28 protein-coding genes, 1 pseudogene and 1 CRISPR repeat array are annotated in these 25,513 nt (G+C 37.2%); of the genes and pseudogenes, 27 read left to right on the forward strand and 2 right to left on the reverse strand.

Features of this window, described 5'->3' with window-relative positions:
* The first annotated feature begins 77 nt into the window (after positions 1–77).
* The 11 genes from DWW86_RS07940 to DWW86_RS07985 all read left to right on the forward strand — a co-directional run bounded on the left by DWW86_RS07940 (position 78) and on the right by DWW86_RS07985 (position 8,175).
* Positions 78–1,508: a MobA/MobL family protein gene (locus tag DWW86_RS07940; RefSeq protein ID WP_117942772.1), complete on the forward strand. Its 1,431-nt coding sequence runs from the start codon at positions 78–80 to the stop codon at positions 1,506–1,508.
* Positions 1,509–1,525: 17 nt separating this feature from the next.
* The gene (locus DWW86_RS07945) at positions 1,526–1,900 is read left to right on the forward strand and encodes a TnpV protein (protein WP_015540720.1); all 375 of its coding nucleotides are present in this window, start codon (positions 1,526–1,528) and stop codon (positions 1,898–1,900) included.
* Between the two features lie 93 nt (positions 1,901–1,993).
* The gene (locus DWW86_RS07950) at positions 1,994–2,839 is read left to right on the forward strand and encodes a MerR family transcriptional regulator (protein ID WP_015540721.1); all 846 of its coding nucleotides are present in this window, start codon (positions 1,994–1,996) and stop codon (positions 2,837–2,839) included.
* The gene (locus DWW86_RS17550; RefSeq protein ID WP_181985324.1) at positions 2,836–3,420 is read left to right on the forward strand and encodes an ATP-binding cassette domain-containing protein; all 585 of its coding nucleotides are present in this window, start codon (positions 2,836–2,838) and stop codon (positions 3,418–3,420) included. Before DWW86_RS07950 ends, DWW86_RS17550 begins: the two co-directional genes overlap by 4 nt.
* A gap of 60 nt (positions 3,421–3,480) precedes the next feature.
* The gene (locus DWW86_RS17555) at positions 3,481–4,674 is read left to right on the forward strand and encodes a hypothetical protein (RefSeq protein ID WP_181985325.1); all 1,194 of its coding nucleotides are present in this window, start codon (positions 3,481–3,483) and stop codon (positions 4,672–4,674) included.
* Positions 4,671–5,957, forward strand: coding sequence for a hypothetical protein (locus tag DWW86_RS07960; protein ID WP_117942773.1), 1,287 nt, complete (start codon positions 4,671–4,673; stop codon positions 5,955–5,957). Before DWW86_RS17555 ends, DWW86_RS07960 begins: the two co-directional genes overlap by 4 nt.
* A 534-nt stretch (positions 5,958–6,491) precedes the next feature.
* Positions 6,492–6,719 (forward strand): DNA-binding protein, encoded by a 228-nt coding sequence (locus tag DWW86_RS07965; RefSeq protein WP_117942774.1) that lies wholly within the window; start codon positions 6,492–6,494, stop codon positions 6,717–6,719.
* The gene (locus DWW86_RS07970) at positions 6,712–6,930 is read left to right on the forward strand and encodes a hypothetical protein (protein ID WP_117942775.1); all 219 of its coding nucleotides are present in this window, start codon (positions 6,712–6,714) and stop codon (positions 6,928–6,930) included. Before DWW86_RS07965 ends, DWW86_RS07970 begins: the two co-directional genes overlap by 8 nt.
* Positions 6,927–7,124, forward strand: a complete 198-nt coding sequence (locus tag DWW86_RS07975) for a MerR family transcriptional regulator (RefSeq protein ID WP_055054342.1) — start codon at positions 6,927–6,929, stop codon at positions 7,122–7,124. The genes DWW86_RS07970 and DWW86_RS07975 overlap by 4 nt, the downstream gene beginning before the upstream one ends.
* A gap of 40 nt (positions 7,125–7,164) precedes the next feature.
* Entirely contained in the window at positions 7,165–7,626 is a 462-nt protein-coding gene (locus DWW86_RS17335) for a hypothetical protein (RefSeq protein WP_286187676.1), read from the forward strand.
* Between the two features lie 24 nt (positions 7,627–7,650).
* A complete protein-coding gene (locus tag DWW86_RS07985; protein ID WP_008119059.1) occupies positions 7,651–8,175 on the forward strand; it encodes a flavodoxin family protein in 525 nt (174 codons plus the stop codon).
* 224 nt (positions 8,176–8,399) lie between these two features.
* Here the strand turns inward: DWW86_RS07985 and DWW86_RS07990 are convergent.
* Positions 8,400–8,719 (reverse strand): annotated as a pseudogene (locus DWW86_RS07990) (transposase); the annotation flags it as partial.
* Between the two features lie 123 nt (positions 8,720–8,842).
* Between DWW86_RS07990 and DWW86_RS07995 the strand changes: the two are divergent.
* The 4 genes from DWW86_RS07995 to DWW86_RS08005 all read left to right on the forward strand — a co-directional run bounded on the left by DWW86_RS07995 (position 8,843) and on the right by DWW86_RS08005 (position 11,686).
* Complete coding sequence (locus DWW86_RS07995; RefSeq protein ID WP_117942776.1) at positions 8,843–10,165, forward strand: MATE family efflux transporter; 1,323 nt, start codon at positions 8,843–8,845, stop codon at positions 10,163–10,165.
* Between the two features lie 8 nt (positions 10,166–10,173).
* The gene (locus tag DWW86_RS08000) at positions 10,174–11,025 is read left to right on the forward strand and encodes an AraC family transcriptional regulator (RefSeq protein ID WP_117942777.1); all 852 of its coding nucleotides are present in this window, start codon (positions 10,174–10,176) and stop codon (positions 11,023–11,025) included.
* Between the two features lie 200 nt (positions 11,026–11,225).
* Positions 11,226–11,393 carry a hypothetical protein gene (locus DWW86_RS17130; protein ID WP_181985326.1) on the forward strand — a complete coding sequence of 56 codons (168 nt, stop codon included), beginning with the start codon at positions 11,226–11,228 and terminating at the stop codon, positions 11,391–11,393.
* Between the two features lie 20 nt (positions 11,394–11,413).
* A complete protein-coding gene (locus DWW86_RS08005) occupies positions 11,414–11,686 on the forward strand; it encodes a hypothetical protein (RefSeq protein ID WP_181985327.1) in 273 nt (90 codons plus the stop codon).
* A 53-nt stretch (positions 11,687–11,739) separates the two neighbouring features.
* Here DWW86_RS08005 and DWW86_RS08010 read toward each other — a convergent pair whose 3' ends face one another.
* The gene (locus DWW86_RS08010; RefSeq protein WP_075669150.1) at positions 11,740–11,940 is read right to left on the reverse strand and encodes a helix-turn-helix domain-containing protein; all 201 of its coding nucleotides are present in this window, start codon (positions 11,938–11,940) and stop codon (positions 11,740–11,742) included.
* Positions 11,941–12,046: 106 nt separating this feature from the next.
* Here DWW86_RS08010 and DWW86_RS08015 point away from each other — a divergent pair, with 106 nt between their 5' ends.
* From DWW86_RS08015 to trxA, 12 genes are all read left to right on the forward strand, one after another.
* Positions 12,047–12,457 (forward strand): hypothetical protein, encoded by a 411-nt coding sequence (locus DWW86_RS08015; protein ID WP_117942779.1) that lies wholly within the window; start codon positions 12,047–12,049, stop codon positions 12,455–12,457.
* Between the two features lie 40 nt (positions 12,458–12,497).
* Entirely contained in the window at positions 12,498–13,952 is a 1,455-nt protein-coding gene (locus DWW86_RS08020) for an AlbA family DNA-binding domain-containing protein (protein ID WP_117942780.1), read from the forward strand.
* A gap of 114 nt (positions 13,953–14,066) precedes the next feature.
* Positions 14,067–14,246 (forward strand): hypothetical protein, encoded by a 180-nt coding sequence (locus tag DWW86_RS08025; protein WP_117942781.1) that lies wholly within the window; start codon positions 14,067–14,069, stop codon positions 14,244–14,246.
* A 617-nt stretch (positions 14,247–14,863) separates the two neighbouring features.
* Positions 14,864–15,133, forward strand: coding sequence for a DUF3892 domain-containing protein (locus DWW86_RS08030; RefSeq protein WP_117942782.1), 270 nt, complete (start codon positions 14,864–14,866; stop codon positions 15,131–15,133).
* Between the two features lie 158 nt (positions 15,134–15,291).
* Positions 15,292–17,751: a CRISPR-associated helicase Cas3' gene (cas3, locus tag DWW86_RS08035; protein ID WP_117942783.1), complete on the forward strand. Its 2,460-nt coding sequence runs from the start codon at positions 15,292–15,294 to the stop codon at positions 17,749–17,751.
* Positions 17,752–17,763: 12 nt separating this feature from the next.
* Positions 17,764–18,501 carry a type I-C CRISPR-associated protein Cas5c gene (cas5c, locus tag DWW86_RS08040; protein WP_117942784.1) on the forward strand — a complete coding sequence of 246 codons (738 nt, stop codon included), beginning with the start codon at positions 17,764–17,766 and terminating at the stop codon, positions 18,499–18,501.
* The gene (gene cas8c, locus DWW86_RS08045) at positions 18,498–20,429 is read left to right on the forward strand and encodes a type I-C CRISPR-associated protein Cas8c/Csd1 (RefSeq protein WP_117942785.1); all 1,932 of its coding nucleotides are present in this window, start codon (positions 18,498–18,500) and stop codon (positions 20,427–20,429) included. Before cas5c ends, cas8c begins: the two co-directional genes overlap by 4 nt.
* A gap of 3 nt (positions 20,430–20,432) precedes the next feature.
* The gene (gene cas7c / locus DWW86_RS08050; RefSeq protein ID WP_117942786.1) at positions 20,433–21,290 is read left to right on the forward strand and encodes a type I-C CRISPR-associated protein Cas7/Csd2; all 858 of its coding nucleotides are present in this window, start codon (positions 20,433–20,435) and stop codon (positions 21,288–21,290) included.
* A complete protein-coding gene (cas4, locus tag DWW86_RS08055) occupies positions 21,277–21,948 on the forward strand; it encodes a CRISPR-associated protein Cas4 (RefSeq protein WP_353652682.1) in 672 nt (223 codons plus the stop codon). The genes cas7c and cas4 overlap by 14 nt, the downstream gene beginning before the upstream one ends.
* Complete coding sequence (gene cas1c, locus DWW86_RS08060; protein ID WP_117942788.1) at positions 21,945–22,976, forward strand: type I-C CRISPR-associated endonuclease Cas1c; 1,032 nt, start codon at positions 21,945–21,947, stop codon at positions 22,974–22,976. The genes cas4 and cas1c overlap by 4 nt, the downstream gene beginning before the upstream one ends.
* Before the next feature lie 8 nt (positions 22,977–22,984).
* The gene (gene cas2 / locus DWW86_RS08065) at positions 22,985–23,275 is read left to right on the forward strand and encodes a CRISPR-associated endonuclease Cas2 (RefSeq protein WP_117942789.1); all 291 of its coding nucleotides are present in this window, start codon (positions 22,985–22,987) and stop codon (positions 23,273–23,275) included.
* A gap of 171 nt (positions 23,276–23,446) precedes the next feature.
* Positions 23,447–24,736: direct repeats of the CRISPR family, unit length 32 nt; unit sequence GTCTACCTCTGTGTGAGGTAGTGAGTTGAAAT.
* A 469-nt stretch (positions 24,737–25,205) separates the two neighbouring features.
* Entirely contained in the window at positions 25,206–25,511 is a 306-nt protein-coding gene (gene trxA / locus DWW86_RS08070) for a thioredoxin (RefSeq protein WP_117942790.1), read from the forward strand.
* The last annotated feature ends 2 nt before the right edge of the window (positions 25,512–25,513 follow it).

Consider the following 25,513-nt stretch of genomic DNA (forward strand, 5'->3'; position numbering starts at 1 on the left):
CGCCGACAGGCGGATAGTTCGTAAACAGGTGCCTATGCACCTACTCACAGCAAAGTAGGCGAGAGCCGGAAAGGAGAATGCTTATAGGCAGACATTCATTTATCAGACAAAACAAGCTGTCTGATGTGGCAGGAAGAATTGACTATATTTCCAATCCGAAAAGACAGGAACATCTCTATGCTACCTATCAGACGGAAGGAGCAACATCAGAGTTCTGGAAAAATCTTGCCAGAGAGAATCAGTTGGATTTTAAGGCAAGCGGAACAGCAGGGAAATGTATTGAAGGACGAGAGTTTATCATTGCACTTCCAGAAAGTTTTGTTGAGTACAAGGCAGATGATGTAGTAAGGCTTTTCACGGACAGCTTTCATAAAAGGTATGGTGTAGAATGTAGTGTGGCACTTCACCATAACAAAAGAATGACCAATTACCATATCCATCTTGTATTCAGCGAACGGAAAATGCTGGAACATCCCGAAGTGAAAATTGCTATCAGAAATATGTTTTATGATGAGCAGGGAAAGCACAGACGCACGAAGAAAGAGATTTTAGATGAGCAGGGAAATCTTCGGGTAGGATGCAGCATTATTCCCAAAGGGGAAGTTTATGAGAGCCATATTTTTACGAAGAAAGATGAATGGTTTAAGAACGATGCTTTTACCAGAGAAGTGAAGGAAATGTTTACGGAAATCATCAACAGTCATGTGAAAGAAGAATCCGAAAAGCTGTCTGTATTTCAGCAGGGCGGTGTGTATCTGGCAACGAAGAAAATCGGGAAGAATAATCCGAAAGAAGCAGAAATACGGGCAGATAATGCGGCAAGGCAGGAATGGAATCGGACGGTTGATGTGGCATTAGTCGAGGGCGTTCCCGAAGAAGATATTTTAACGGTCAAGCGGGAAAAAATCACTGACAAAACGCTGCAATCAATAAGGACACATGGTTGGCTGCCGGATATGTTTCAGCAGATTATCCGTGGTGCGAAAGACTTCTTACAGGAAATGATTTTCAAATTTAAGCTGCCGCCAAAGCCAGTACCGAAGATTGATTTACAGGAATGGAATGATATGCGGAAGCTGATGGAGAAACTTCAGAAGCAGTCACAGGCGATGAAGTCCACGCAACAGGAGCTTTCCTTGTTGAAGAAACAGCTTTCCGAGACAACAGGATTTTTCAAAGGAAAAGTACGGAAATCCTTAGAGGGCAAAATTGAACAGGCAGAGAAACAGGAAAAACGTATTCATACAGATATGGAACAGATGGTAACACAGGCAGGATATCCAGATGTTCAGTCCTTTGCAAAGACGTATCAGAAATCGGAAAAACTGGTCAGGGAATATAATGAGGAGCTGCGAGCATGGGAAAATCAGACAGAGCAGAAGAAAGAGCCGTCATCAGAACCGCCGAAAAAGGCAAGCATACGGGAAAAATTGCACCGCTATCAGCAGGAAAGCAGACAGCAGCCGAAACGGTCAGTTAAAAAGAAATCTATGGATAGAGAACGATAAGAAAGGTGGAAATGATTATGAAGAAAACAATTTTTGAAGAAATGGGCGGCACTTATATCAGACACGGGGATTATTTTATCCCCTGTCTTACCTTGACGGAGGAAGAACAGAGATTTATCGGCGTATGGGGACAAAGACATTTACGCTATCTGAAAGAATATCGTAGAAGTGTATATTTGAATTTACTTACAAGTGGCAGGCTGAATAGTTATCTTGCAGATATAGAAGAACAGGCACAAGAACGCTTTGAAAGGATTATAGAGCAGATGAAACAGGAGCAGGGCATTACAGAACAGTTAAAGGCAGAAAATCAGATGGAATGGGTATCGAGAATGAACAATATACAGGCGTGTGCAAGAGAGGTTGTGAACGCCGAATTGATTTATAACTAAAAGAAAAGAGATTTTGGATAAATGCTTGACTGTAAACCTTGTTTATAGCTTATTCTTAAGATAAAATAGAGTTGCTTGAAAGGAGTGCATAACATGACAATAAAAGATGTAGAAGAACGAACAGGTTTATCCCGTTCTAATGTCCGTTTTTATGAAAAGGAAAAACTCGTTGAGCCTTCAAGAAATGAAAGTAATGGTTATAGAGATTATTCTGAAAATGATGTGGAAAATATAAAGAAGATAGCATATCTGCGTACATTGGGAATTTCTATTGAGGATATACGAAGTATTATATCTGGGAAAGTAACTTTGCAGGAAACGCTTGAGAAGCAGAATGAAGTATTAAAAAGTCAGATTACTGATTTGAATAAGGCGAAACTCATGTGCGAAAAAATGCTGGATGAAGAAAGTATTAGTTATGAAAAATTACAGGTAGAACAATATGTAACAGAGTTGCAGGATTATTGGAAAGATAATCAAACTGTTTTCAAATTGGATTCAGTCAGCTTTTTGTATATATGGGGAAGTATGCTTACTTGGATAACGATTACCGTATTATGCTTGATTATTGGGGCGTTGTCTTATTCTAAGCTGCCAGTAAAGATTCCGGTACAATGGAGTAAAGGTGTGGCAACATCTTTGGTGAATAAAAACTGGATTTTTATTTGTCCCGTTATCTGTATTATAATCCGTTATTTATTAAAACCTTTTATTTATGCCAAATTACAGATGAACAATTATTATGGAGATATTATAACAGAGTATTTGACAAATTATATGTGTTTTATTGTGTTGTCGGTAGAAATTTTCTCCATACTTTTTACTTTCGGAGTGGTAAAAAATATTGTTGTACTGTTATTTGTGGACACAGTAGTTTTTATTGGATTGTTAGTCGTTGGGCTGACGAAAATGGATTTGAGAGGAAAAGAAATTTTATGATTCAGATTTCAAATTTAAGTAAAAAATATGGTGAAACGGTTGTTTTTTCGGACTTAAACTATACATTTGAAAATGCTTGTATTTATGGACTTGTTGGAAGAAATGGAGCTGGAAAGACTACTCTTTTAAATATACTTTCGAATTATGACAAAAATTATACAGGAGTAATCTCTATCGACAGAAAAAAGATGAATAAGGTTGATTATCTTGATATGCCGGTCGCCTATGCAATGGATACCTTGCAGAAGGTAAGGGAAGTCAGTGGAGATAAATTCAGCTATGCAAGTGATTATGAGATTGTAACTAAGCTGAAAGCCTTTAGTGATGAACATAGTATCTGTCTGTTGGTAGTACACCATACAAGAAAGATGGAGTCCTCTGACAGCTTCGACATGATTTCCGGTACAAACGGATTGTTAGGAGCTGCGGACGGAGCGTTTGTTATGCAGAAGGAAAAGAGGACGGATAACAAGGCTGTTTTAGAGGTGGCAGGGCGTGACCAGCAAGACCAACGGTTGCTCCTTGATTTTGACAGGGAGCAATGCGTATGGAAGCTGACAAAGGCAGAAACAGAACTTTAGAAAGAGCCGGCTGATCCAATACTGGAAACCATTGCAAAGGTGGTATCGGAGGAGCAACCATTGTGGTGCGGAACAGCTTCGGAACTGTTACAGCTTCTGCAGGATTTGGATATACAGCCGAATGTACTTACAAGGAAGTTGAACATTGGAGCAGAGCAGTTGTTTGTGAATTATGGCATCCGTTATACTATGCAAGTGATTTCATTAAGCGAAAGAAGTAATGAAATAGTTAATTTTATAGAGGAGAATGAAGTATACATACCAGATGAAATACAGAAACAGTTATTAGAATTTATGACAAAGATTTGCAGTTACGAAGAAGAAGAGAAAAAAATATTTCCTCATTTGGTAATAGGACAAAATATAGAAACCGAGGATTTTAGAAAAATATTTTCGGTAGAAATTATTCATTTGTCTACAGAAAAAAACAAATCGCTTTTTTATAAGAGGCTAAAGCCATTATTACCATTTTGTAATAATGGCTGGAGAGTATATGTAGATATTGAAGAAGCAGAAATGCGTTTTGGCATAATGAGGAATTTTTCTGGAATTGAAGGTTTAATAGTAGATGATTTGTTGAGAAATAGTAAAGAAAATGCAGAAATGATATACAAAGATTATGGAATCAGTTGTGTATTATTAAATCCTATTAATATAAACACTGTTGAAATTATCGGAATGGATGGTAAAGAACTCAGAATTAATTTTTCGCTTAGTGAACAAGTGGAAAGTAATGAAGAACAAAAACAATGTTTTTTAGATGATTTTTTAATGCATACAAATGACGATAAAATACGTAGGAGTATAAAAAAAGTAATTGATTTATTTCCTCAAAAACTTCATGGAACTATTTGCCTAGTTGTGAATGAAAAATGTCAGTTACCAAATGAACAATTGAAGGATGGTATTTTTTTTGAACAACCAATTGACATAGTAGGGGCGGCAGAAGAAATTTTGGAAAAGGATATTGATCATACTGTCGATTACATCAGACAGCTTGATGAAAAATATTATGCCATAACTGGATTATTTATTGAAATGTTAAATTTTGATGGCATTACAATTGTAGATACAATGGGAAGGATTCGGGGATATAATGTCTTTATTACCCCTCATAATAAAGATAATATTATTACTGGGGGAGCACGAAAAAGGGCAGCACATGCTTTGTTGGATAGCCAAAATGAAGACTATGTTGGTGTATATTTTCAGTCTCAAGATGGAAATTATTTCTATGAAAGGATAAGAATATGAATGAGATAACATTATATCAAGAATCAACTGGAATATCATTACCTAATGTAACGAATATTTCAACCTTAATGAGTTATAATAGATGCTTATCACAGAAAGACGCAAATAAAGTTGTAAAGGCTTACGAAAACGGACTTTATGACATGGCGGCTGAATATATTTGGAGTAGAACTATTAATACTTTAAAGAAAAATATAATGAAATTTGGAGAAGATTTTGTCGCAGAAATGTTGGATAGACCGGACACAATGTCTGTTGAGGATATTTCGGAATATGAAATAATTACGTTGTCTTCGGACTTAGGATTTATTAATAAAACTGCAAAGATTGAATTTTTGCAATTTAGTGAGATTATTCAACATTATATGTCGAATGATGAGCCAGAAGAGGAGTTTCCGACTACAAAAGTAGGAGACATTGTACGCTCATGTGTAAAGTATGTGTTAGGATTTGAAAAAGTAGAGTATGAAATGTCATTTTCAGCTTTTAGAGATAGATTAAAAACTGAATATATAACAGAGGGTCACGAGTTATATAACCAGCTTTTGCCAGCACCATATTTTTATAAGCGAACAGTGTTTAAGACATTAATGAATTTAGCGAAAGCCACACCGGATAGTGCAGAGAGAGAAATAATATTAAACAATTTGAACACTGTCTTTGTCGAGATTTGGCAGTCATTATCATCTGAAGATAAGTGGGTAGTTGGAAGAGCTTATGCACAGTGTTTGAATGATGGTGATAATAAATTACTTATTGCATTAAAATCAGTTTTGTTAAAAGTTAAGGGCTTTGATTTTGTACCAGAAAACTTACGATCTAATTCCTATATAATGGCAGCAAAATCCCTTTTAGCTACACATCAAGGTATTAATAATTTTTATAATGAACCTAGTAAAGCAAAATATTTAGCTCAGATGGGTAATTCTATTCCTGCACCAGCATTTGGATGTTGCATGACATCGGTATTAGCTTGTAAATTAGGAAATATTTATGGAATATCGTGGGATGCACAACAATATTTGGATGAGATATTAAAAACTGTTTCAAAAGATAGGTGGATATATTATTTGGGCAGTGTTTTGCAAAATGATAGAGTGATATTATATAAGTTAACTATAGATAATATAATTGATAGGTGGATAGATGTTGTTGAAAAATATAACTTATATGAATTAGATGCAGAATTTTCTAAAGATATTAAGGATATATTGCAATATTCAAATTCAACTAACAAAAGACAGTTAAAGATGGTGGTGAATAGATTACTTTTATTTAATTAGAAAGTTATTTTTATGGCAACACTTTGGCAACAGAAAATCAGTAAGCCAAAACAAAATGTGTAAATGAAGTAAAATATCGGCAGATTATGAATAAAACTTAAACAAAATAATTTAAGAAAAATCAACGACTTGCCGAATTCGAGTAGCGGACTAAATTGCGAAAAAGCCCATAAATAAAGGTTTTGCGGGCTGTCTGGATGTTCCGGTGGAGTGCAAATGGAGTTAAAAAATCTTTTTTTTCTTTGTTTTCTTTCCGGAGTTATCTGAGATTTTCGCAAAAGTAACTATGCTCAGAAAATATAATTAGTGTGAATATGAAGAACAGTTTGTTTTGATGGAAATATTTTCCGTCAGGGCAGACTGTTTTTTTATACCCTTTTTCAATGATATTAACTCCATGGTTCAGCGATAACACATATGGAAACTGTAAAATTAAAATAATTCGCTAAATTTCGGAAAATGATGTCCGATTTTACATCTGCCAGTACAGAGTATATGAAGAGATAAATATTCAAAATACAGGAGGTACTGATTATGCAGAACAAATTATTTTTAAAGGCAGCCGATATATGTGAACTTCTGGAGGTAAAACAGACATCGGCTTATGAGATCATTGGCAATCTGAATAAGGAGCTGGAAGAACAGAGATATTTGACGCTTAGAGGAAAAGTTCCGACAAAGTATTTTGTGAAGCGTTTCTACGGAGTAGAAGATACTTGTGAGATTCCACAGGAAGAGGGAAAGGAATGGTTTCATGCGTAAGAGAAAAATGTATTTATCAGTAGAAGACATTGCAGAACTCTTTGGATTATCAGTTTCGTTTGCTTACCGGGTGGTGGAAAGAATGAATGCCGATCTGGAAAGCAAGAACTATTATGTGATTCTCGGTCGGGTGCCAACTCGCTATGTAGAGGACAAAATCTATGGTCTGGAACATGTTGAGCAGTATTTGAAGGAGGATAAAGCGGTATGAGTATGGTGCAGGAAAAAATGTATATGGATGTGGATGATGTGTGTGCAATTCTTGGAGTTTCAAAAACTTATGCATATAGTCTGATGCGAGAATACAACAAAGAATTGAAGGCAAAAGGATATATTGTAGTAGCTGGAAAAATCTCTACGAAATTCCTGGCAGAAAAGATTTATGGCATGAAAGTCGAGGATTAGTAATGGGGGTTTACAAAGAAGGAAACTGGAAGAGTTTTATATGCTGGAAAAAGAAACCGAAAAATCGGATGCTAGAAAAGTAGCTGTGCTGATGAAAGGATATCTGCAGTCGATGAAGTCAAATATTCGAGAAATCATTCGTTATATTGATGACACGACACTTGAAAAATCAAATGATAAAAAGAAAGATAAACAGGAATCTGCGAGCACCATATCCGAGGAAGTGCAGGAATTTGTGAATCTGACAATTACAGAGCATATGGGGAAAGCATATTCAGAATGGAAGTTAAAGCAGGATAAAGAGCCAGTAAGTGAGATTGATAAGAAATACCAGAAATTACTGGAAACGTTATCCCAAGAACAGGAAGAAGTGATTACGGAATACTGTAATGCAATTTTTAGCAGTGGAGCAGAAACAGAAGAATTTTTCTATCGACTGGGATTAAAAGATGGACTGAATCTGAAAAATACGGTAAAATCTGTATTAGAAATGATATCATGAAATCGGAAGTTGGAGGATACACGCATGAAAATTGTAATCATTAATGGAAGTGCCAGAAAAGGAAACACGCTGACAGCAATCAATGCATTTATAAAAGGAGCATCAGAAAAGAATGAAATTGAAATCATTGAACCTGACAAACTCAACATTGCACCATGCAAGGGATGTGGTGTCTGTCAATGCTCTAAGGGATGCGTCGATAAGGATGATACAAATCCTACAATTGATAAAATTGCTGCCGCAGATATGATTCTTTTTGCTACACCAGTTTATTGGTGGGGAATGTCAGCACAATTGAAACTTATCATTGATAAGTGCTACTGCCGTGGATTGCAGTTAAAAAATAAAAAAGTTGGCACGATTGTTGTAGGCGGTTCTCCCGTAGACAGTATCCAGTATGAACTGATTGATAAGCAGTTTGACTGTATGGCAAAATATCTTTCTTGGGATATGCTTTTCAAAAAATCATATTACGCAACAGCCAGAGATGAACTTGAAAAAAACAAGGATTCCATGAACGAACTTGAGGGGATCGGAAAAAATTTATAAAGCACGTTCCAAATTCCTGTTTGCCGAAATATCTGGCTAACTTTCCCAATTTTATAGGCATTCCGAGACTATGAAGAAAAGTCTGTAAATAATAATCTTCTATGATAATGATTGAGCTGGAAGCGCTAAATTAGAGCTTCCAGCTCTTGCTATATACGACATGATTTCGGGCATGTCAAGAGCAGACGTCAAAAACGTCCTTCTCATCATGCATATAGATTCTGTTATTCTGGGAGTCGTCCCTCATACATAATGCTGAGTTCATCGTAGACCCGTCCCCAGTTTCTAATGCTCATAGTCCATTTTTTGTGGCTTCAAAAGTTGCCAGATACAGGGCTTTCAGGAGTGCTGTATCACTTGGAAATACGCTTCTCTGACGGTTGAGCTTACGGTAGGTAGAATTCAGACTTTCAATTGCATTGGTCGTGTAAATAACCTATCCGACATCCGGTGAAAACTTGAAAATCGGCGTTATTGCATCCCAGTTATCATACCAGCGTTTCATAGAATTCGGGTATTTTGCGGTCCATTTTTCAGTAACACGACCTAGTACTTTTTAAGATAAAGTAGAAATAGTGCAATTTTCACAGGATATTATACAAGAATTACATAGAAATATATCGTATTATTGATATAGTATTCTTGAATTGTATGTGAGGAGAAAACTATGGCAGCTGAAAGAAAAACATTAACACAGTTATCTGTGCCAATATGCTTAGAAACTTTATTTTATATGCTTTCAGGTATGGTCGATACGCTTATGCTATCATCTGTAAGCGACCAGGCTGTAGGAGCAGTGGGAACAGCAAATACATATATAGGTGTTTTTATTATCATGTTCGGCGTAATATCGTCGGGTATGATAGCTGTTATGTCACAAAATATCGGAGCCGGAAGACCGGGGATAGCGTATCAGGCAAGACAACTTGGACTTATATTCAACGCATTGATAGGTATCGTAATGTCTGTCATTCTTGCTACTTTTTCTGGTGGGATACTTCGAATCGTAAGTATTGCTCCGGCTTTGCTTGAGCCGGCTGAAATATATCTTAGAATTGTTGGCGGCGCATGTTTTTTAAATGCACTGATTCCTATTTTCTCCAGTTATTTGAGAGTGTTTGGATATACAAAACATTCTTTGATAGGAACTGTTGTTGGAAATGTTCTCAATATAATACTTAATTCAGTATTCTTATTTGTATTCAACTGGGGTGTAATGGGAGTTGCTGTTGCCACGGTTATTTCAAGAGTTGTAAATCTTATTATTGTAGCAGGTATGGGGGCTGTGCTTATAAAAGCAAAACAGAGTCCTGAGCGAATTGCATCAAGAAAGATATTTGCGCAGATTGTTAAGATTGGTTTTCCTTTTGCGCTTGAAACAGCACTTTACAATATCGCAATGACCTTTATTGTGCGTTTTATGAATCAGATGGATGTGGATGGAATGAATGTTACAGCACGCTCATATGCTGTACAGATTGCAAATTTCTCATATTGTGTGGGAGCTGCCCTTGCTCAGGCAAATGCAATTATGACCGGTTGGAGAATTGGAGCAAAAGAGTTTGAGGAATGTCACAGGGGAACGAGAAAAGCTGCGATATACGGTATCATCACAGCGACCTGTTTTTCCGTGACATTTGCATTGGCAGGACATTTTATCGTGCATATATTTACTGATGATACACAGATGATAAATCTTGTGGTAAAGTTGTTAATAGTAGATGTCTTTCTTGAATTTGGAAGGGTAACAAACCTTGTATATGGTCAGGCATTAAAAACGAGTGGAGACGCACTTTTCCCGGTTATACTAGGTGCAATATTTATGTATTTGTTTGCAGTTGGCGGAACTTATTTTCTCGGAATACACATGGGACTTCTGGCTGTAGGATCATATATTGCTATGGCAGGTGACGAATGTGCGAGAGCTGTGGGAATGGTACTTAGATGGAAGAGTGGAAAATGGAAAAGTAAAGGTCTTATAGAAGTATAGGAGAGATTATGTACTTTGAATTAAAGGAAAATAAACCGCATGGTACAAAGGATGATCCGTTTAGTACATATCATATAAAAAATGAGGGACGATCATTTCAGATACCGGTACATTGGCATGATGAACTGGAAATTATATATGTAAAAAGTGGGTTTTTGACTGTAAGTATATCAGGAGAAAATTATATTGGAACCCCCGGGGATGCTTTTGTAGTGTCGCCGGGCAATCTGCATTTCATGGGTTCACAGGCTGGAGAAGTGGATTATTTTACTTTCCTTTTTCCACTTGAATATATCTCTTTTTGCACAGATGACATGTTAGATGATAAATTGCTTACTCCATTAAAAAATGGTCATTTGATGATAAGACCAAGGATCAAGGATGCAGCAAAAGAGTTGTGTGAGCAGTTGGCCGAAATATATATGGCAAAAAATGATGAAAAGAAGTTGGAAATAGCTGTTCAGATAAAGACAAAAATAATTCTTTTACAATTTATTCTTCACATGTGGGAGAATGGATTTATAATCGAAAATGATAAAAGTGGAAGAAATACTGTAGAAAAAGAGATGATTTCATACATACAGCAGAGTTTTACAGGGGAGATATCATTAAAGGAATTTGGGGAACAGTTCCATCTTCCTGAAAAATATGTATCGCAATATTTTAAAGAACATTTTCATATTACGCTTTCAAAATATGTTACATATTTGCGGTTGGAGCATGCAAAACAGTTGTTACAAAATTCGGACATTCCAGTTACAGAGGTTGCAATGCTCAGTGGCTATCAGAATGTAAGTTATTTTATCAGAAGCTTCAAAAAAACATACGGAGTGTCTCCGTTAAAATATAGAAAAAAATGAGCCGAGTACATGGATTTAGCGGAGTGTGAAAGAAACATAAACGATGTTACAAACAAAAGGTTAGGGAACACCTGAAAGGGAGTTTCCTAACCTTTTGTTGTATAGAGCTGTTATCAGTCTGCTCAATCAATAAATAATCAGGCAATTTTATGCTACAGGAACATTTCCTGTAGATTTCCTTTCAATCAGCTGTGTATGTGATGCTGATGCTGGATGATATGCCAAGCACCACTTATTATCGAAACCGTAAGAAAGCAATCCGGTTGTATGCAACAATGCTCTGGGCATTTACACGACCGGAAAAGATACAGAATAAGATGGAGGAAATAAACTGGAAGAAAAGTGGAAGTAAAGTGGCAGTGAACTGACAGAGAAGGAAAAGAAAATCGTGAGCGATTATTTTATCATAGGAAAACAGGTTAAGGAAACTGCAGAGGAACTGGGCATCAGCACACGACAGGTGAGCAGAGACAAAAACAGTGCTTTGGCAAAAATGTTAAAGAGAATGAAAGCAGCTGGATATGAATCATATGCTGAGGCGGCAGGTGTATTTCTGCAGGAAAGCGATTATATTCCAACACAGATGGAAACACAGAATTCAATTATGAAAAAAAGGACCGGAGAAGTGAGACTGCCATCGGATCATAATGGTAATAAATAAAGTTAATTGAATATCCAATCATCAAAAAGAGCACTGGAGAAAAATCCAATGCCCTACTTTAATTTCAGTATATCATTCGGTGTGCAGTCCAGAAATTCACAGAGTTTTGCAAGTATCGTGAAGTCAATCCTGGTTACTTTATTTTTGCAGTAGTTGTTAAGTTGTGTGCGCTGTAAATTACAGGCTTCACAAAGCTTGTTTTTGCTGATATTCTTTTCTTTAAGTAGATTTTCCAAATCCATATATACAATCATAACGGCACCTCGTCTTTTCTTAAAATTATAAATACAACTGTATTGAAAAATAAGCTGTGCTGTCATACGCTTGTATTATAATACAGGGGTATAAAGGAGCGAGAAGATGAGAAAAAGGTGGTTTATCAGTCTGATAATCGGTATAATAATTACAGGTGGTTGTCTGGGATATCTCCAGTTTGGAAGAGATATGGATGTGTATGGTTCCCATGCAATGACAGCGGACAATTACCATGAGGAGCGTTTGACGGTAGTGGTAAATAAACTGTATGTAGAGGATCAGAAAGTATGTGCAGAAGAAATCGTGAGACGTTGCAGGGAAAATTCATTTAAAAGTGTGCGGTTCAGCTACGATCAGTTGATTCCGAATGCGTTATATGTGACGGTATATTCATCAAAGCGACAGGCAGAAAAAGGAATACAGATGTTTTCGTTTCCTTACTTGCCGGAGGATGGTGATGGAACGTATAATATTGTTAATGATTCGGATAAATTTATGTTGAAGCTGGAGAAATAACACAGCTGATGATACAGCTTAGAAGAGTAGGAGTGAAAGAATGGTAGAAGATACTATGTTTTCCGGGGAATCGAAAAATATTGAGTACAAGGTATCCTTACCTGATAAAAGTGAAAAGTACATGAAGACAATCGTAGCTTTTGCCAATACACAAGGTGGCAAGCTGATTGTTGGAGTAGATGATAAAACACACCAGATTGTTGGTGTGGAAAATGATGTGTTGTTTCAGATGATGGACGGAATTGCCAATGCAGTTTCTGATTCCTGTGTGCCACAGATTATTCCTGATATTGAGCCACAGACAGTAGACGGGAAAACGGTCATTGTTGTATCAGTAGAAGCTGGAAAGAACAGACCGTATTATCTGAAATCAAAGGGAAAAGATAATGGTACTTATATCCGTGTTGCAGGTACATCAAGGCAGGCATTTCCAGAGAAAATAAAAGAACTGGAGATGGAAGGAGCCAGAATCTCCTGGGATGAACTTACCTGTGTAGGATATCCAGTTTCAGAAGAAGCTACAGAGAAACTTTGCCAGGATATTGAAAAGTTCCGGAAAAAAGCAGGAATGTCAGAGCATTCTGTGAAGAAAGAGCAGCTGATAAACTGGAAGATCTTAAAGCAGAGTGAGGGACAGCTTCTGGCAACGAATGCCTATGCGTTGCTGACATCAGATTATTTCTCATTTTCTAAAACCCAATGTGCGGTATTCAAGGGAATAGATCGTGCAGTATTTCTTGATAAGAGAGAATTTACAGGACCAATTTATACACAAATCGAAGAAGCAGTAGATTTTGTATTGAGAAATATTCGACTTGGAGCAACAATTGACGGATTGGTGCGAAAAGAGAAATATGAGCTACCACCGGAAGCAATCAGGGAAATGATCATTAACGCCCATTGTCACCGTAACCTGTTGGATGAATCCTGTATTCAGGTCGCAGTTTATGATGACAGACTGGAAGTGACTTCTCCAGGCGGATTATATAACGGATTGACTTATGAGGAAGTCATGAATGGTCATTCTAAGATCCGGAATAAAGGAATTGCCAATATATTCAGTCAGATGGGACTCGTAGAAGCATGGGGAAGCGGAATTAAAAGAATCCTTAATGCAGCAGAGGAGTATGGACTTCCGAAGCCGAAATTTCAGGAATTCGATAATATGTTTCGGGTAGAGCTGTTTCGTAATTCATTTCCGATAACAAATGAAAAAGAAAACATCGGAGAAGCATCGGAGAAGCATCGGAGAAGTATCGGAGAAACATCGGAAGTAGCGTGGAGAACAGACCTCAACGATACACAGCAAAAGATTATAAAATTGCTTTCAGAAGATCATCAATTATCAGCGGTTAAGTTAGCTGAAAAAATCGGTGTTGCCAGTCGAAATATAGAGAACAATATTAAGAAGTTAAAAGAGTATGGTATTCTTATAAGACATGGCTCTCCAAAGAATGGTTACTGGGAGATTGTAGATAAAGATCTACAGGAGTGAGAAGTAAATTAGTCCAAGACTAGTCCAAGAGAATATATATATAAATAACAAAAATAGATTGACATTTTGTAGTAATCAGTAGAAAACTGTACTTGCGGAAGGGAAGTGATATGTTTGGCTAGAAAAATACCAAAAGATGGCAAAGAAGAGAACATACGAGTACGGGTGACTCCGGAGCAAAAGCAGAGACTTGTTGAGTATGCGGAACGTCATTATCAGAGCATGAGTGGTGTTGTGTGTCAGGCATTGGATCTTCTTTACGCAAGAGAAGAACAACAAAATAACAAAGAGTGAAATGGAGTTATTTTGGAGTTTATCTTTTCATAGGCGGTACGGAAAACACAAAAACAGAACGAATGTTCGATAGAAAAACCGTTAATTATATCTTGTGTGTGATGTATAACGCAGTCTGCAAAGGAGTTTGAGTAATTCTGAAAAAAGTTTATAAAAAAAATAAAGGCTGCAGGAATGGAGAATTCCTGTAGCCTTTATCTATTGTCAGATGAAAATCTGTGAGTTGAAAAATATCATTATATACTTGTTTGTGTGAAAAAGGCGATTGGATTAATTTCTAATCGCTTTTTTGATTTTATATTATTATAAATTTAATTCATATAGAATTTTTGACGGATTTTATCATTTATATCATTATATATTTTAGTTGTGATTGCATGATAAAAATATATTGGCAACAAAGCGCCAGTGCAGTATAGTAAAGATGTAGTGAAAAAGCCATCTGATATTGGCGTATCAGACGGCTCATCATAGAAATGCAATCCAAATAATTTGAATAACATACTGCAAATCTATTCTAAATTATTTTGCGATTTTTGTAAAGCTTTTCTATGATATTTTCATTACACCAATGAATCTGCAGATTCTGTAAAAATATCATAAGGAGGCTTTTTATTATGAAAGCGATTAAGATCAAAATGAAACGTAACTGTGGCAATTCCGGGAATGTACAGGATATAGATTCTATCTATATAGATGGTACGAATACATACTGGAAGAAATCAGAGGTTTACGACTATCTGCAAAAATTTCCCAAAACTATTACCGTAAATATTGCACCATATCCATATCTTATTCCAGCAATGAGCATACAGGGAGAGAAATATGTTCGATCTGTAGCTAATAGTACATCGAAAGATAATTTGTTGATGTTACCACGTGAATAAAGAACAGTATCTTATTTGCAGGGTGGATATAAAAAATCGAACGTTTTTTCGATATCTGCCTTGCACTAAGGCTATGAACTTGGTAAAATATAGTAAAAATACATAAAAACTAAAAATATAATAATGAAAAACTAGACATATAGTACAAGGGGCGTTGAATGAAAAATAAAGAAACAAGTATTCTGGAAACAGAAGACTGCAAATTAGCTCATGTAGATTATGAAACGAAAAGATGTCAGTCTATGCAGGGGCACGCTGGAAATGTCGCACGTTTTTCGAGAGATGTCTGTGAACTTCCAGAACTGAGCAGCATTGTTGAACTGGCGGGAATTCTTCATGATGCAGGAAAACTTGGCACAGTAAATCAGGATGATTTTAAAAATATTCTGGAGTTAGGTGATAAGGTTCATAAGCATGGACTGGATCATTCTACTGCGGGTGGAAGGATTGTACTTGAATTGCTGGAAGGAGAGCCTGTTTCGGAATTTATCAGTACATTAATTTATTTTCATCATGGCATGGAAGATTGTATTAATCTGGAAAATGGTCAGAGCCTACAGGAACGCCGGTTGAAAAAAGAAATTGAGTATAAACATATCAAAGAGGAATTTTTTGAGCTTTATGATAGAAAAATGTTAGAGAAAGCAGGAGAGAAGGCTGTTCAGTCATATCAGGAAATTCTTAAGAAAGTAAATGGATTTGTTAAGAAGTATGATTCCTCTGGAAAAAAATATGGTAGCAGATATTTTTATCTGGGAATGTATCTGCGGACGGCATTATCTTTACTGATTGATGGCGATTGGACCGATACAGCATGCTTTTTTCAGAATATTCCATTATCCAAAAGAATGTCACAAGAGGAGACTCAGAAGATATGGGAGGAATGCATACAGAATTTTGAACAGTATTTGAGAAATGAAATCCAAAATAATCCAGATAATGGAAACCAACTGAATGCTTTCCGACAGGAGATATCTGATTCCTGCCGGAAAGCAGCAGAAACAGACCAGCAGCTGTATCGTCTGACAGTACCAACGGGTGCGGGAAAAACACTCAGTAGTCTTCGATTTGCACTTTATCATGCGAAGAAAGAACAGAAACATCGGATTATCTACATAGCGCCATTTAATTCTATTCTGGAACAGAACGCAGAAGAAATTCGCAAAGCAACGGGACTGCCAGCGGCTGTTTTGGAACATCATTGTAATGTTATCTGTGAAGAAGGAGAAGAGGAAAAATATCGAAATCTTACAGAAACCTGGGATTCACCAATTATTGTGACAACAGCAGTACAGATTTTAAATACATTATTTTCTGACCAGAAGAACTGTATCCGCAGAATGCATAATTTATGTAACAGTATCATTATATTTGATGAAGTGCAGGCATTTCCGGTTAGATGTACAGAACTTTTCAACTTGTCTGTGAATTTTTTTTCACAGTTTTGTGGAACAACCGTGGTATTATGTTCTGCTACACAGCCAACCCTGGCATCTCTTGAGGAAAACAATATCTGTAAGTGTCTGGAAATGTCGGGAGAATCCGAAAAATATGCAAAAGCTTTCAAAAGAGTTGAAATTATCGATGAAACAAAAAACGAACGTTATCCAGGAGGAATGGAAACAGAAGATTTAAAAGAGTTTGTATTGGAAAAAACGGAAGAATATCACAGTACATTGGTAATTTTAAATACTACAAAGTGTGCATTTGAAGTGTTTCAAAACCTAGAAGACTGTTGCACGGAAGAATATGAAATTTTTCATCTGAGTAATAATATGTGTCCGCAGCATAAATTGGATACATTGGCAGAGATAAAAAACGCATTAAGGAAAAGAGACAAAAAGATTATTTGTGTGAGCACACAGGTGGTAGAAGCCGGAGTGAATTTTTCTTTTGGTTGCGTGGTACGATCCAAAGCAGGACTTGATAATGTTATCCAGGCAGCGGGAAGATGTAATCGACATAAAGAACTTGGAAAAATGGGAGCAGTTTATATTGTCCAGATGGTTCATGATGCAGAACGTTTGGAACGTTTGCGGGAAATCAGAGATGCACAGGCTGCGCTACAGAAAATCTTGGACGATTTTAAGTATGATAATAAGAAGTTTAATTATTCATTAGATTCAGAAATAGCTATAAAATTTTATTATTCGGTTTATCGTTCGCAGTTAAGAAAGCTAGAAACCAAATTTCCAGTTGAAGTATGTGGCGTAACGGTAACACTGACAGATTTACTAGGGAAAAACCAAATTGGGCAGAATCAATATTGCCGGAAACATAAAGAAAAAGTTCGTATAAAGCTGCCGCAGGCTTTTCAAACAGCAGGACATGAGTTTGAAGTGATTGCTAATACCAATAAATTAAATGTTGTAGTTCCATATGGGATTGAGGCAAACCTGCTGTTAGAAGAACTGGTGCGGGTACGCACAGAGGCAGAAAAGAAAAAGATACTGAGAAGATTGCAAAGATATACCGTTGGTATTTCAGAAAGCAGGAAAAACAAAATTGGAAATGCCATATACGAAAACAGTGAGGGGATCCTGGTATTATGCAACGGCTATTATGATAAGAAAGTGGGGGTTGTGGATGAACCAAAGATGGATTTTTGTAACATATAGGGGGCAGAAACTATGAAGAAATACAGAAATACAATAGAATTTGAAGTACGTGGTCCATATGCATTGTTTTCTGATCCGGTCATGAGAGTTGGTGGAGAGAAAACAAGTTATCATATTCCGACGTATGAAGCTTTGCGAGGAATTACTGAAAGTATTTACTGGAAACCAACAATTATGTGGATCATAGATGCTGTACGTGTTATGAAGCCTATTCAAACTGAGACAAAAGGGATTCGTCCGATCGCTTATAATGGTGGAAATGAACTGGCTTATTATACTTATCTGAAAGATGTACGCTATCAAGTTCGAGCGCATTTTGAGTTTAATCTTAATCATGTAGAGCTGGAGGAAGACCGAAATGAACATAAACATCATAATATCGCAAAGCGTATGGTAGAAAGAGGAGGTCGCAGAGATATTTTTCTGGGGACAAGAGAATGCCAGGCATTTGTTGAGCCATGTGTATTTGGAGAAGGAGAAAGCCATTATGATGATATGCCAGGAGAGATAGACTATGGTTTTATGTATCATGGGATCACATATGCGGATGAAGCTGTCCTTCCGGAAGATAATGGGAAAATGACAGTTCGTTTTTGGAAACCGATTATGAAAAAAGGGGGAATTATAGAATTTATAAGACCGGAAGAATGTACACAGAAAAGACATATCAGAGAGATGGAACGAAAAGTTTTTGGAAAGGATAATTTTACTGGTCTAAAAGAATTTACCGATGAGGAGGTGGGTGAGTGAGCTGGGTAAACGGGTTGATTGATTTATATGAGATAAACAGTGACAAAATAGGTGTCATTGAATATCGGAGAGATATGCCGTATGTGCTCTTACCGCCGTTTCATACCACTGTGACTGCACAGATAACAGTAACCATTGACCAGAATGGAAACTTTATGAATGCAGAGCTGGTAGACCTCAATGATAAACTGACAATTATACCAGTTACAGAAAAATCAGGAAGTCGTACTGCTGGAAAAGAACCACATCCTTTGTGTGATAATCTGAGGTATCTTGCGGGAGATTATACGAAATATTATGAAGATGATGGAATCTGTCATGAACTATATATTTCTCAGTTGAAAGAATGGGTTGAGTCAGGGTATTGTCATGAAAAAGTCAGAGCAATTTATTTGTATTTGAAAAAAAATACACTGGTATCTGATCTCGTAAAAAAAAGAATTATAAAATTGAATGAGCAGAATCAAATTGATGATAAAGAAAATATTCAGGGGATTGTACAAACAAAAGCATTTGTGCGTTTTATCATCCGTTCGTCAAATACAGACCTTTCTGAGATAATCCCAGACGAATGCTGGAAAGACAGAACACTTCAGGATTGTTATATAAATTATGTACGTTCGCAGGAAAACGAGAAGGGATTATGTTATCTTACCGGAAATACAGAGGCTATTTCTTATCTTCATTCCAAAAAAATTCGTAATGAGGGTGACGGTGCAAAGTTGATTTCTGCAAATGACAGTCAGAATTTTACTTATCGAGGGCGTTTTGTAAGTAAAGAAGATGCTTTTGCAGTGGGAAATGAAACCTCTCAGAAAATCCATAATGCATTGAAGTGGATCATTCGAAAACAGGGAACATTTTTTGATACGCTGGCAGTTGTTACATGGGAATCTCATCGTCAGAGTATGCCAAGATGGAATGTAGATACGGACACCATTGCATCAGAGTATGCTGGGGATGATGACTGGGATGATGAAGAGTCTGAAGAAGAGAGTGCATGCGATGGGAATGCAATCACTGCTGAAAAATTTTATAGCGCACTTCGAGGATATGGAAAAAAGGTAGATAATACATCCAAAATGATTTTGCTTGGTTTTGATGCAGCTACACCGGGAAGATTATCTATGGTTGAGGAGATGACGCTGGATTCTGCAAGATATCTGGAAAATATAAAAAAATGGCATGAAAGCTGTAACTGGATTCATGAAAAATGGAAAGAGAAAGATAAAAAAAGAATACAGTTTTCAGGGATGGTTGGAGTCAAGGATGTAGCAGATATTTTGTTTGGCACAGAAAGCAAGGGGGGCCTTGCAATTGCAGATACAAATGGAAAGAAACTATATGCGGAAGTTGCGAGAAGGCTGATTCCCTGCATCTGGAACGGGAATAGAATTCCATATGATTATGTAAATAGAGCAGTATTAAAAGCTTCCATGCCATTGATTTATAAAGATCGGAAAAACTGGGAACGGGTTTTAACACTGGCATGTTCGTTGGTTAAAAAGGATAAAAGTGAAAGATACGGGGAGGAATGGAACGTGGCATTAGATAAAAAACAAAAAGACAGAAATTATCTGTATGGACGTTTGCTGGCAGTAGCAGATCGAATTGAATATCGTACTTATGACGATGGGGATAAGGCACGAGTTACAAATGCAAAAAGATATATGAGCACCTTTTCTCAGAGACCTTTTGAAACGTGGAAGGTGATTGAAGAAAGCATTCAACCATATATGAATAAGTTGGGAATTGCAGAGAGACGTTTTTATGAGAATCTGCTGAATGATATTTATGAGTTGTTTGAAGTAGAAAGTTTTAAGGATAACAAGAAACTGGATGGTTTATATCTTCTTGGTTTTCACAGCCAGGCTTATGATTTGAAACAGAAAAAAGAAGATTCTAAAGAGAAGGAAGAGGAGGAATAAACGATGAGCGCATTGAGAGGAAAAATTGATTTTACTTTATTTGTAAGTGCGGATAATGCAAATCCAAATGGAGATCCGCTGAATGGAAACCGCCCGAGAATCAATATGGATGGATATGGCGAGATATCAGATGTGTGTATTAAAAGAAAGATAAGAAACCGTCTTCAGGATCTTGGGCAGAAAATTTTTGTGCAGTCAGATGATCGTACTGATGATTGCTATACAAGTTTAAAAGATCGTGCGGATGGATGCGAAGAATTGAAAGCGCAGATAGGAAATAAAAAAAATGCAAATCGTGATACATGTGCAGCGATTGCGTGTAAAGAGTGGTTAGATGTCAGAGCTTTTGGACAGGTTTTTGCGTTTAAGGGAATTCCTGTATCGTTTGGAGTAAGAGGACCTGTTTCTATTCATCAGGCAATCAGTCTTTCTCCAATCGATATTATAAGTATGCAGATTACTAAGAGTGTGAACAGTGAATCCGGAAAAGAGAGTAAAGCTTCAGACACTATGGGTACTAAACATCGCGTAGGTTTTGCTGTATATAAAGTCATGGGAAGTGTAAATGTCCAGCTTGCCGAAAAAACGGGATTCAGTCAGGAAGATGCAGAATTGCTGAAAGAGGCATTAAAAACTTTATTCGAAAATGATGCTTCTTCTGCCAGACCGGAAGGAAGTATGGAAGTTTGCAAGATGTACTGGTGGCAGCATGATGAGAAAACGCCGGCTGTTTCCAGTGGAAAAATTCAGAGAGGATTTGATATAGAAGCCAAAACAGAGCACCCTTCAAAAATTGAAGATTATGAAATAACATGGGATGTAAAGGGATGCAAAAAACCGGAGGAGTTTGACTTTGTATAAAGAAGAGGAATTTTTACAGCTATCAGGAATACAACATTTTGCGTTTTGTCGACGGCAGTGGGCTCTGGCATATATAGAAATGCAGTGGCAGGAGAATGTCAGAACAGTGGAAGGAAAAATCCTTCATGAAAATGCACATGATCCTTTAATAAAAGAAAAAAGAGGAGATCTTCTTATCGTCAGAGCAATGCCGGTTCATTCGCGGGAAATGGGAGTGAGCGGCGAATGTGATGTGGTGGAATTCCATAAAACAAAAGAGGGGATTTCTATTGCTGGCAGGGAAGGAAATTATTCCGTGGTTCCAGTAGAATATAAAAGAGGAAAGCCTAAAACGGATGATTCTGATATACTGCAGGTAGCGGCCCAGGCATTGTGCCTTGAGGAAATGTTATGCTGTGTAATTCCGTATGGATATATTTATTATGGTGAGACGCGGCGGCGTACAAAAGTGGAATTTACGGATGAAGTAAGAGAAAAAGTGACAAGCAGTTTTCGTGAAATGCATAAATATTATGACCAGAGGTATACTCCAAAAGTAAAAACCGGAAAGAAATGTAATGCATGTTCATTGAAGGATATATGCTTGCCTGTATTAAACAAAAAGAAAACGGTATCTGGATATATAAACGAAGTGATTTTTGAAGAGGATAACGTATGAAAAGACTTCTAAATACCTTATATGTTACATCTGGAAATAAGTATTTGTCATTAGACGGAGAAAATGTAGTGGTTTTGGAAGAACAAAAAGAAATAGGACGTGTACCACTACATAACCTTCAGGCAATCATAACGTTTGGATATACTGGGGCAAGTCCTGCATTAATGGGGGCTTGCGCTCAGCGAAATATTGATCTGACTTTTATGTCCGGAAATGGAAGATTTCTGGCTCGAGTTACCGGTGAAGCAAAAGGAAACGTAACACTTCGCAAGCAACAGTATAGAATCAGTGAAGACAAAGAAAAAAGTGTGCAGATTGCAAGAAATTTTATTTTAGGAAAGGTATATAATTCCAGATGGGTTTTGGAAAGAGCAACGAGAGACTATGCGTTGCGTCTGGATATTGAAAAAATGAAAAAGAAATCGGCTTTTCTTGCACAGAGCACCACAAAGATAAGAGAATGTGAGAGCGCAGAGGAACTGTTGGGTTTGGAAGGAGAGGCGGCTTCTGTATATTTTTCGGTTTTTGATGATTTGATTTTACAGCAGAAAGCAGATTTCTATTTCCAGGGCAGAAATAAAAGACCACCGTTGGATAACGTTAATGCTATGCTATCTTTTGCATATTCGCTGTTGGCAGGAATGTGTGGATCGGCGTTGGAGGCTGTTGGATTAGATTCGTATGTAGGATTTTTCCATACAGATCGTCCGGGCAGAATATCTCTTGCGTTGGACATCATGGAAGAATTCAGAAGTGTGATGGCGGATCGTTTTGTATTGACATTAATTAATAAGAAAATCATGAAACCAGAATATTTTATGAAAAAAGAGAATGGTGCTGTTATTATGAATGATGAGGGACGTAAAGTTTTCTTATCCACATGGCAGGCGAAGAAACAGGAGACAATTAAGCACCCATTTTTAGGCGAGAAAATAGAATGGGGAATGGCACCATATGTTCAAAGTTTGCTATTGGCGCGATTTTTGAGAGGAGATCTTGATGAGTATCCGCCATTTTTCTGGAAGTAGGTGGTAAGATGTTGGTACTGATCACGTATGATGTAAATACACAGACTGCAGCAGGAAGAAAAAGATTAAGAAAAGTTGCCAAAGAATGTACGAATTATGGACAAAGAGTTCAAAATTCAGTATTTGAGTGTCAAATGGACGCAACAAAGTGCAGGCAGGTAAAAGATATTCTTGAGAAAATCATAGATAAAGAAGTCGACAGTCTGCGGTTTTATTACTTGGGAAATAATTACAAAAATAAAGTAGAACACATAGGAGCACATCCTGGATTTGATGTTACAGGGACATTGATTTTGTAGTGCGAATGTAAAGTACACATAATTTCTCTGGGAGATTCGCACCAGAAAAAGACTGCTTTTTTGCGTCTTGTAATTGTTATAAGATGCTTGAAATGAAAAAAAATAAAGATTTATTGTGCGATTTGTTATGTGATTCATGGAGGTTCTTTCTGAATTTTGTGACAAATTGCTGTCTACCTCTGTGTGAGGTAGTGAGTTGAAATTCAATTCCAGTTCCCTGTATGTAAGTGGTAGCTGTCTACCTCTGTGTGAGGTAGTGAGTTGAAATGCCAGTGTGGCAAGCTTTCCGATCACCATATTGGTCTACCTCTGTGTGAGGTAGTGAGTTGAAATCTGTAAAGATATCATCGGTTGTAGCTGGATCAAGTCTACCTCTGTGTGAGGTAGTGAGTTGAAATAGCTACATGTAAGCTTTTCCCAGAACCCGGTGTACCGTCTACCTCTGTGTGAGGTAGTGAGTTGAAATTATTAGTAGTAATGATTGCGCCGAAAAGTATGAGCAGTCTACCTCTGTGTGAGGTAGTGAGTTGAAATGTGTATGCCTCGTCCTGAGAAATGTTGTAGAACGTCTACCTCTGTGTGAGGTAGTGAGTTGAAATATGTACAATGTAAAGATAAAGAATTACGGGAACGGTCTACCTCTGTGTGAGGTAGTGAGTTGAAATGTATCTCATTCGTTAAGAGCTGCAACGCTGATCACAGTCTACCTCTGTGTGAGGTAGTGAGTTGAAATACGTTTTTCGTCTTGTAAAACCAGACGGGGACATGGTCTACCTCTGTGTGAGGTAGTGAGTTGAAATGAAAATCTCGTTCTTTTTTGTATGAGAGAAGAAAAGTCTACCTCTGTGTGAGGTAGTGAGTTGAAATATGAAAAAAGCAAACTTAATGATGTAATTGGAGAGTCTACCTCTGTGTGAGGTAGTGAGTTGAAATATAACCTTTGGGGTAAGTGAGGGTGATCCAGTAGTCTACCTCTGTGTGAGGTAGTGAGTTGAAATGTAGCCGGAAAAACATTTACAAATGGCCACGATGTCTACCTCTGTGTGAGGTAGTGAGTTGAAATGATTATGCTCATCGGAGCATTAACACATACGTTGTCTACCTCTGTGTGAGGTAGTGAGTTGAAATGATCATTGCAAACATTGCTGGGATCATCATACGGGTCTACCTCTGTGTGAGGTAGTGAGTTGAAATATAAGACTGCATGGGATAAAATCAGTGAAGTACCTGTCTACCTCTGTGTGAGGTAGTGAGTTGAAATCTTTTATTTCCATCTATCATCCCTCCTGCTATAGTCTACCTCTGTGTGAGGTAGTGAGTTGAAATACTGGCGTAAGAGGTGAAATATGAAACAGGAAAAAAGTCTACCTCAGTGTGAGGTAGTGAGTTGAAATTACACCCTGAGCAGATGTAGCTTTTCCGTCAAGTGGTCTACCTCTGTGTGAGGTAGTGAGTTGAATGTTTTTGAGGGTTCTATGTGGTATTGCCGATTTAATCCAATGATGGGAAAGTCCGGACCGCAGATATTCCGAGCCTGTTGTACATATTCCAGAAGTGTGGTGCCGGAAAGAATTACCGTACTCATATAAGTTCCTCTCAGATTCCATGAAATGCCCGGTATTCCCGGTACGTTTCAAGCATATTTTTTCTTGCATTTTTCAAATGAGAGATATCTCGCAGAATTTATAAAAAGAGATATCAGTTATAAAATTAGAAAATATTTTGAAATTTAGATTTCCAATGAATCTTCCGCAGTTACCCACATTTGCAAATTTCCATCAAGATATAATCTCGTATATTCAATCAGTTCACCATGAAAAAATAAATTAGTAAAAAACTAATCATGATAATAATGTGATGATATCACAGAAAACAAATGAATTTCAGATTATCATAAAGCCATAAAAGAAAAAACAAGGAGGACTTTAAAATGTCTGCTATTAATATCAATAAAAATAATTTTCAGAATGAAATACTGAATTCCGAGAAACCTGTCCTTTTGGATTTTTGGGCGCCTTGGTGTGCTCCTTGTCGTATGGTGGTTCCTATCATAGAGGAGATTGCAGGTGAACGCCCTGATATCAAAGTTGGTAAAATCAATGTGGATGAGCAGCCTGAACTGGCAAGTGAATTTAGTATTATGAGTATCCCAACTTTGGTGGTTATGAAGAATGGGAAGATCGTACAACAGGTTTCAGGTGCAAGACCTAAGAAAGCGATTTTAGAAATGCTTTAATG

It is taken from the genome of Ruminococcus sp. AF17-22AC, from assembly GCF_003460065.1.
Classification (GTDB): domain Bacteria; phylum Bacillota; class Clostridia; order Lachnospirales; family Lachnospiraceae; genus Blautia_A.

What these genes read in the sequence shown, in the direction of transcription:
- DWW86_RS07940 (WP_117942772.1), top strand. Translation starts at nt 78, where the DNA reads ATGCTTATAGGCAGACATTCATTTATCAGACAAAACAAGCTGTCTGAT.
- DWW86_RS07945 (WP_015540720.1), top strand. Translation starts at nt 1,526, where the DNA reads ATGAAGAAAACAATTTTTGAAGAAATGGGCGGCACTTATATCAGACAC.
- DWW86_RS07950 (WP_015540721.1), top strand. Translation starts at nt 1,994, where the DNA reads ATGACAATAAAAGATGTAGAAGAACGAACAGGTTTATCCCGTTCTAAT.
- DWW86_RS17550 (WP_181985324.1), top strand. Translation starts at nt 2,836, where the DNA reads ATGATTCAGATTTCAAATTTAAGTAAAAAATATGGTGAAACGGTTGTT.
- DWW86_RS07960 (WP_117942773.1), top strand. Translation starts at nt 4,671, where the DNA reads ATGAATGAGATAACATTATATCAAGAATCAACTGGAATATCATTACCT.
- DWW86_RS07965 (WP_117942774.1), top strand. Translation starts at nt 6,492, where the DNA reads ATGCAGAACAAATTATTTTTAAAGGCAGCCGATATATGTGAACTTCTG.
- DWW86_RS07970 (WP_117942775.1), top strand. Translation starts at nt 6,712, where the DNA reads ATGCGTAAGAGAAAAATGTATTTATCAGTAGAAGACATTGCAGAACTC.
- DWW86_RS07975 (WP_055054342.1), top strand. Translation starts at nt 6,927, where the DNA reads ATGAGTATGGTGCAGGAAAAAATGTATATGGATGTGGATGATGTGTGT.
- DWW86_RS17335 (WP_286187676.1), top strand. Translation starts at nt 7,165, where the DNA reads ATGCTGGAAAAAGAAACCGAAAAATCGGATGCTAGAAAAGTAGCTGTG.
- DWW86_RS07985 (WP_008119059.1), top strand. Translation starts at nt 7,651, where the DNA reads ATGAAAATTGTAATCATTAATGGAAGTGCCAGAAAAGGAAACACGCTG.
- DWW86_RS07995 (WP_117942776.1), top strand. Translation starts at nt 8,843, where the DNA reads ATGGCAGCTGAAAGAAAAACATTAACACAGTTATCTGTGCCAATATGC.
- DWW86_RS08000 (WP_117942777.1), top strand. Translation starts at nt 10,174, where the DNA reads ATGTACTTTGAATTAAAGGAAAATAAACCGCATGGTACAAAGGATGAT.
- DWW86_RS17130 (WP_181985326.1), top strand. Translation starts at nt 11,226, where the DNA reads ATGCTGATGCTGGATGATATGCCAAGCACCACTTATTATCGAAACCGT.
- DWW86_RS08010 (WP_075669150.1), bottom strand. Translation starts at nt 11,940, where the DNA reads ATGATTGTATATATGGATTTGGAAAATCTACTTAAAGAAAAGAATATC.
- DWW86_RS08015 (WP_117942779.1), top strand. Translation starts at nt 12,047, where the DNA reads ATGAGAAAAAGGTGGTTTATCAGTCTGATAATCGGTATAATAATTACA.
- DWW86_RS08020 (WP_117942780.1), top strand. Translation starts at nt 12,498, where the DNA reads ATGGTAGAAGATACTATGTTTTCCGGGGAATCGAAAAATATTGAGTAC.
- DWW86_RS08030 (WP_117942782.1), top strand. Translation starts at nt 14,864, where the DNA reads ATGAAAGCGATTAAGATCAAAATGAAACGTAACTGTGGCAATTCCGGG.
- cas3 (WP_117942783.1), top strand. Translation starts at nt 15,292, where the DNA reads ATGAAAAATAAAGAAACAAGTATTCTGGAAACAGAAGACTGCAAATTA.
- cas5c (WP_117942784.1), top strand. Translation starts at nt 17,764, where the DNA reads ATGAAGAAATACAGAAATACAATAGAATTTGAAGTACGTGGTCCATAT.
- cas7c (WP_117942786.1), top strand. Translation starts at nt 20,433, where the DNA reads ATGAGCGCATTGAGAGGAAAAATTGATTTTACTTTATTTGTAAGTGCG.
- cas1c (WP_117942788.1), top strand. Translation starts at nt 21,945, where the DNA reads ATGAAAAGACTTCTAAATACCTTATATGTTACATCTGGAAATAAGTAT.
- cas2 (WP_117942789.1), top strand. Translation starts at nt 22,985, where the DNA reads ATGTTGGTACTGATCACGTATGATGTAAATACACAGACTGCAGCAGGA.
- trxA (WP_117942790.1), top strand. Translation starts at nt 25,206, where the DNA reads ATGTCTGCTATTAATATCAATAAAAATAATTTTCAGAATGAAATACTG.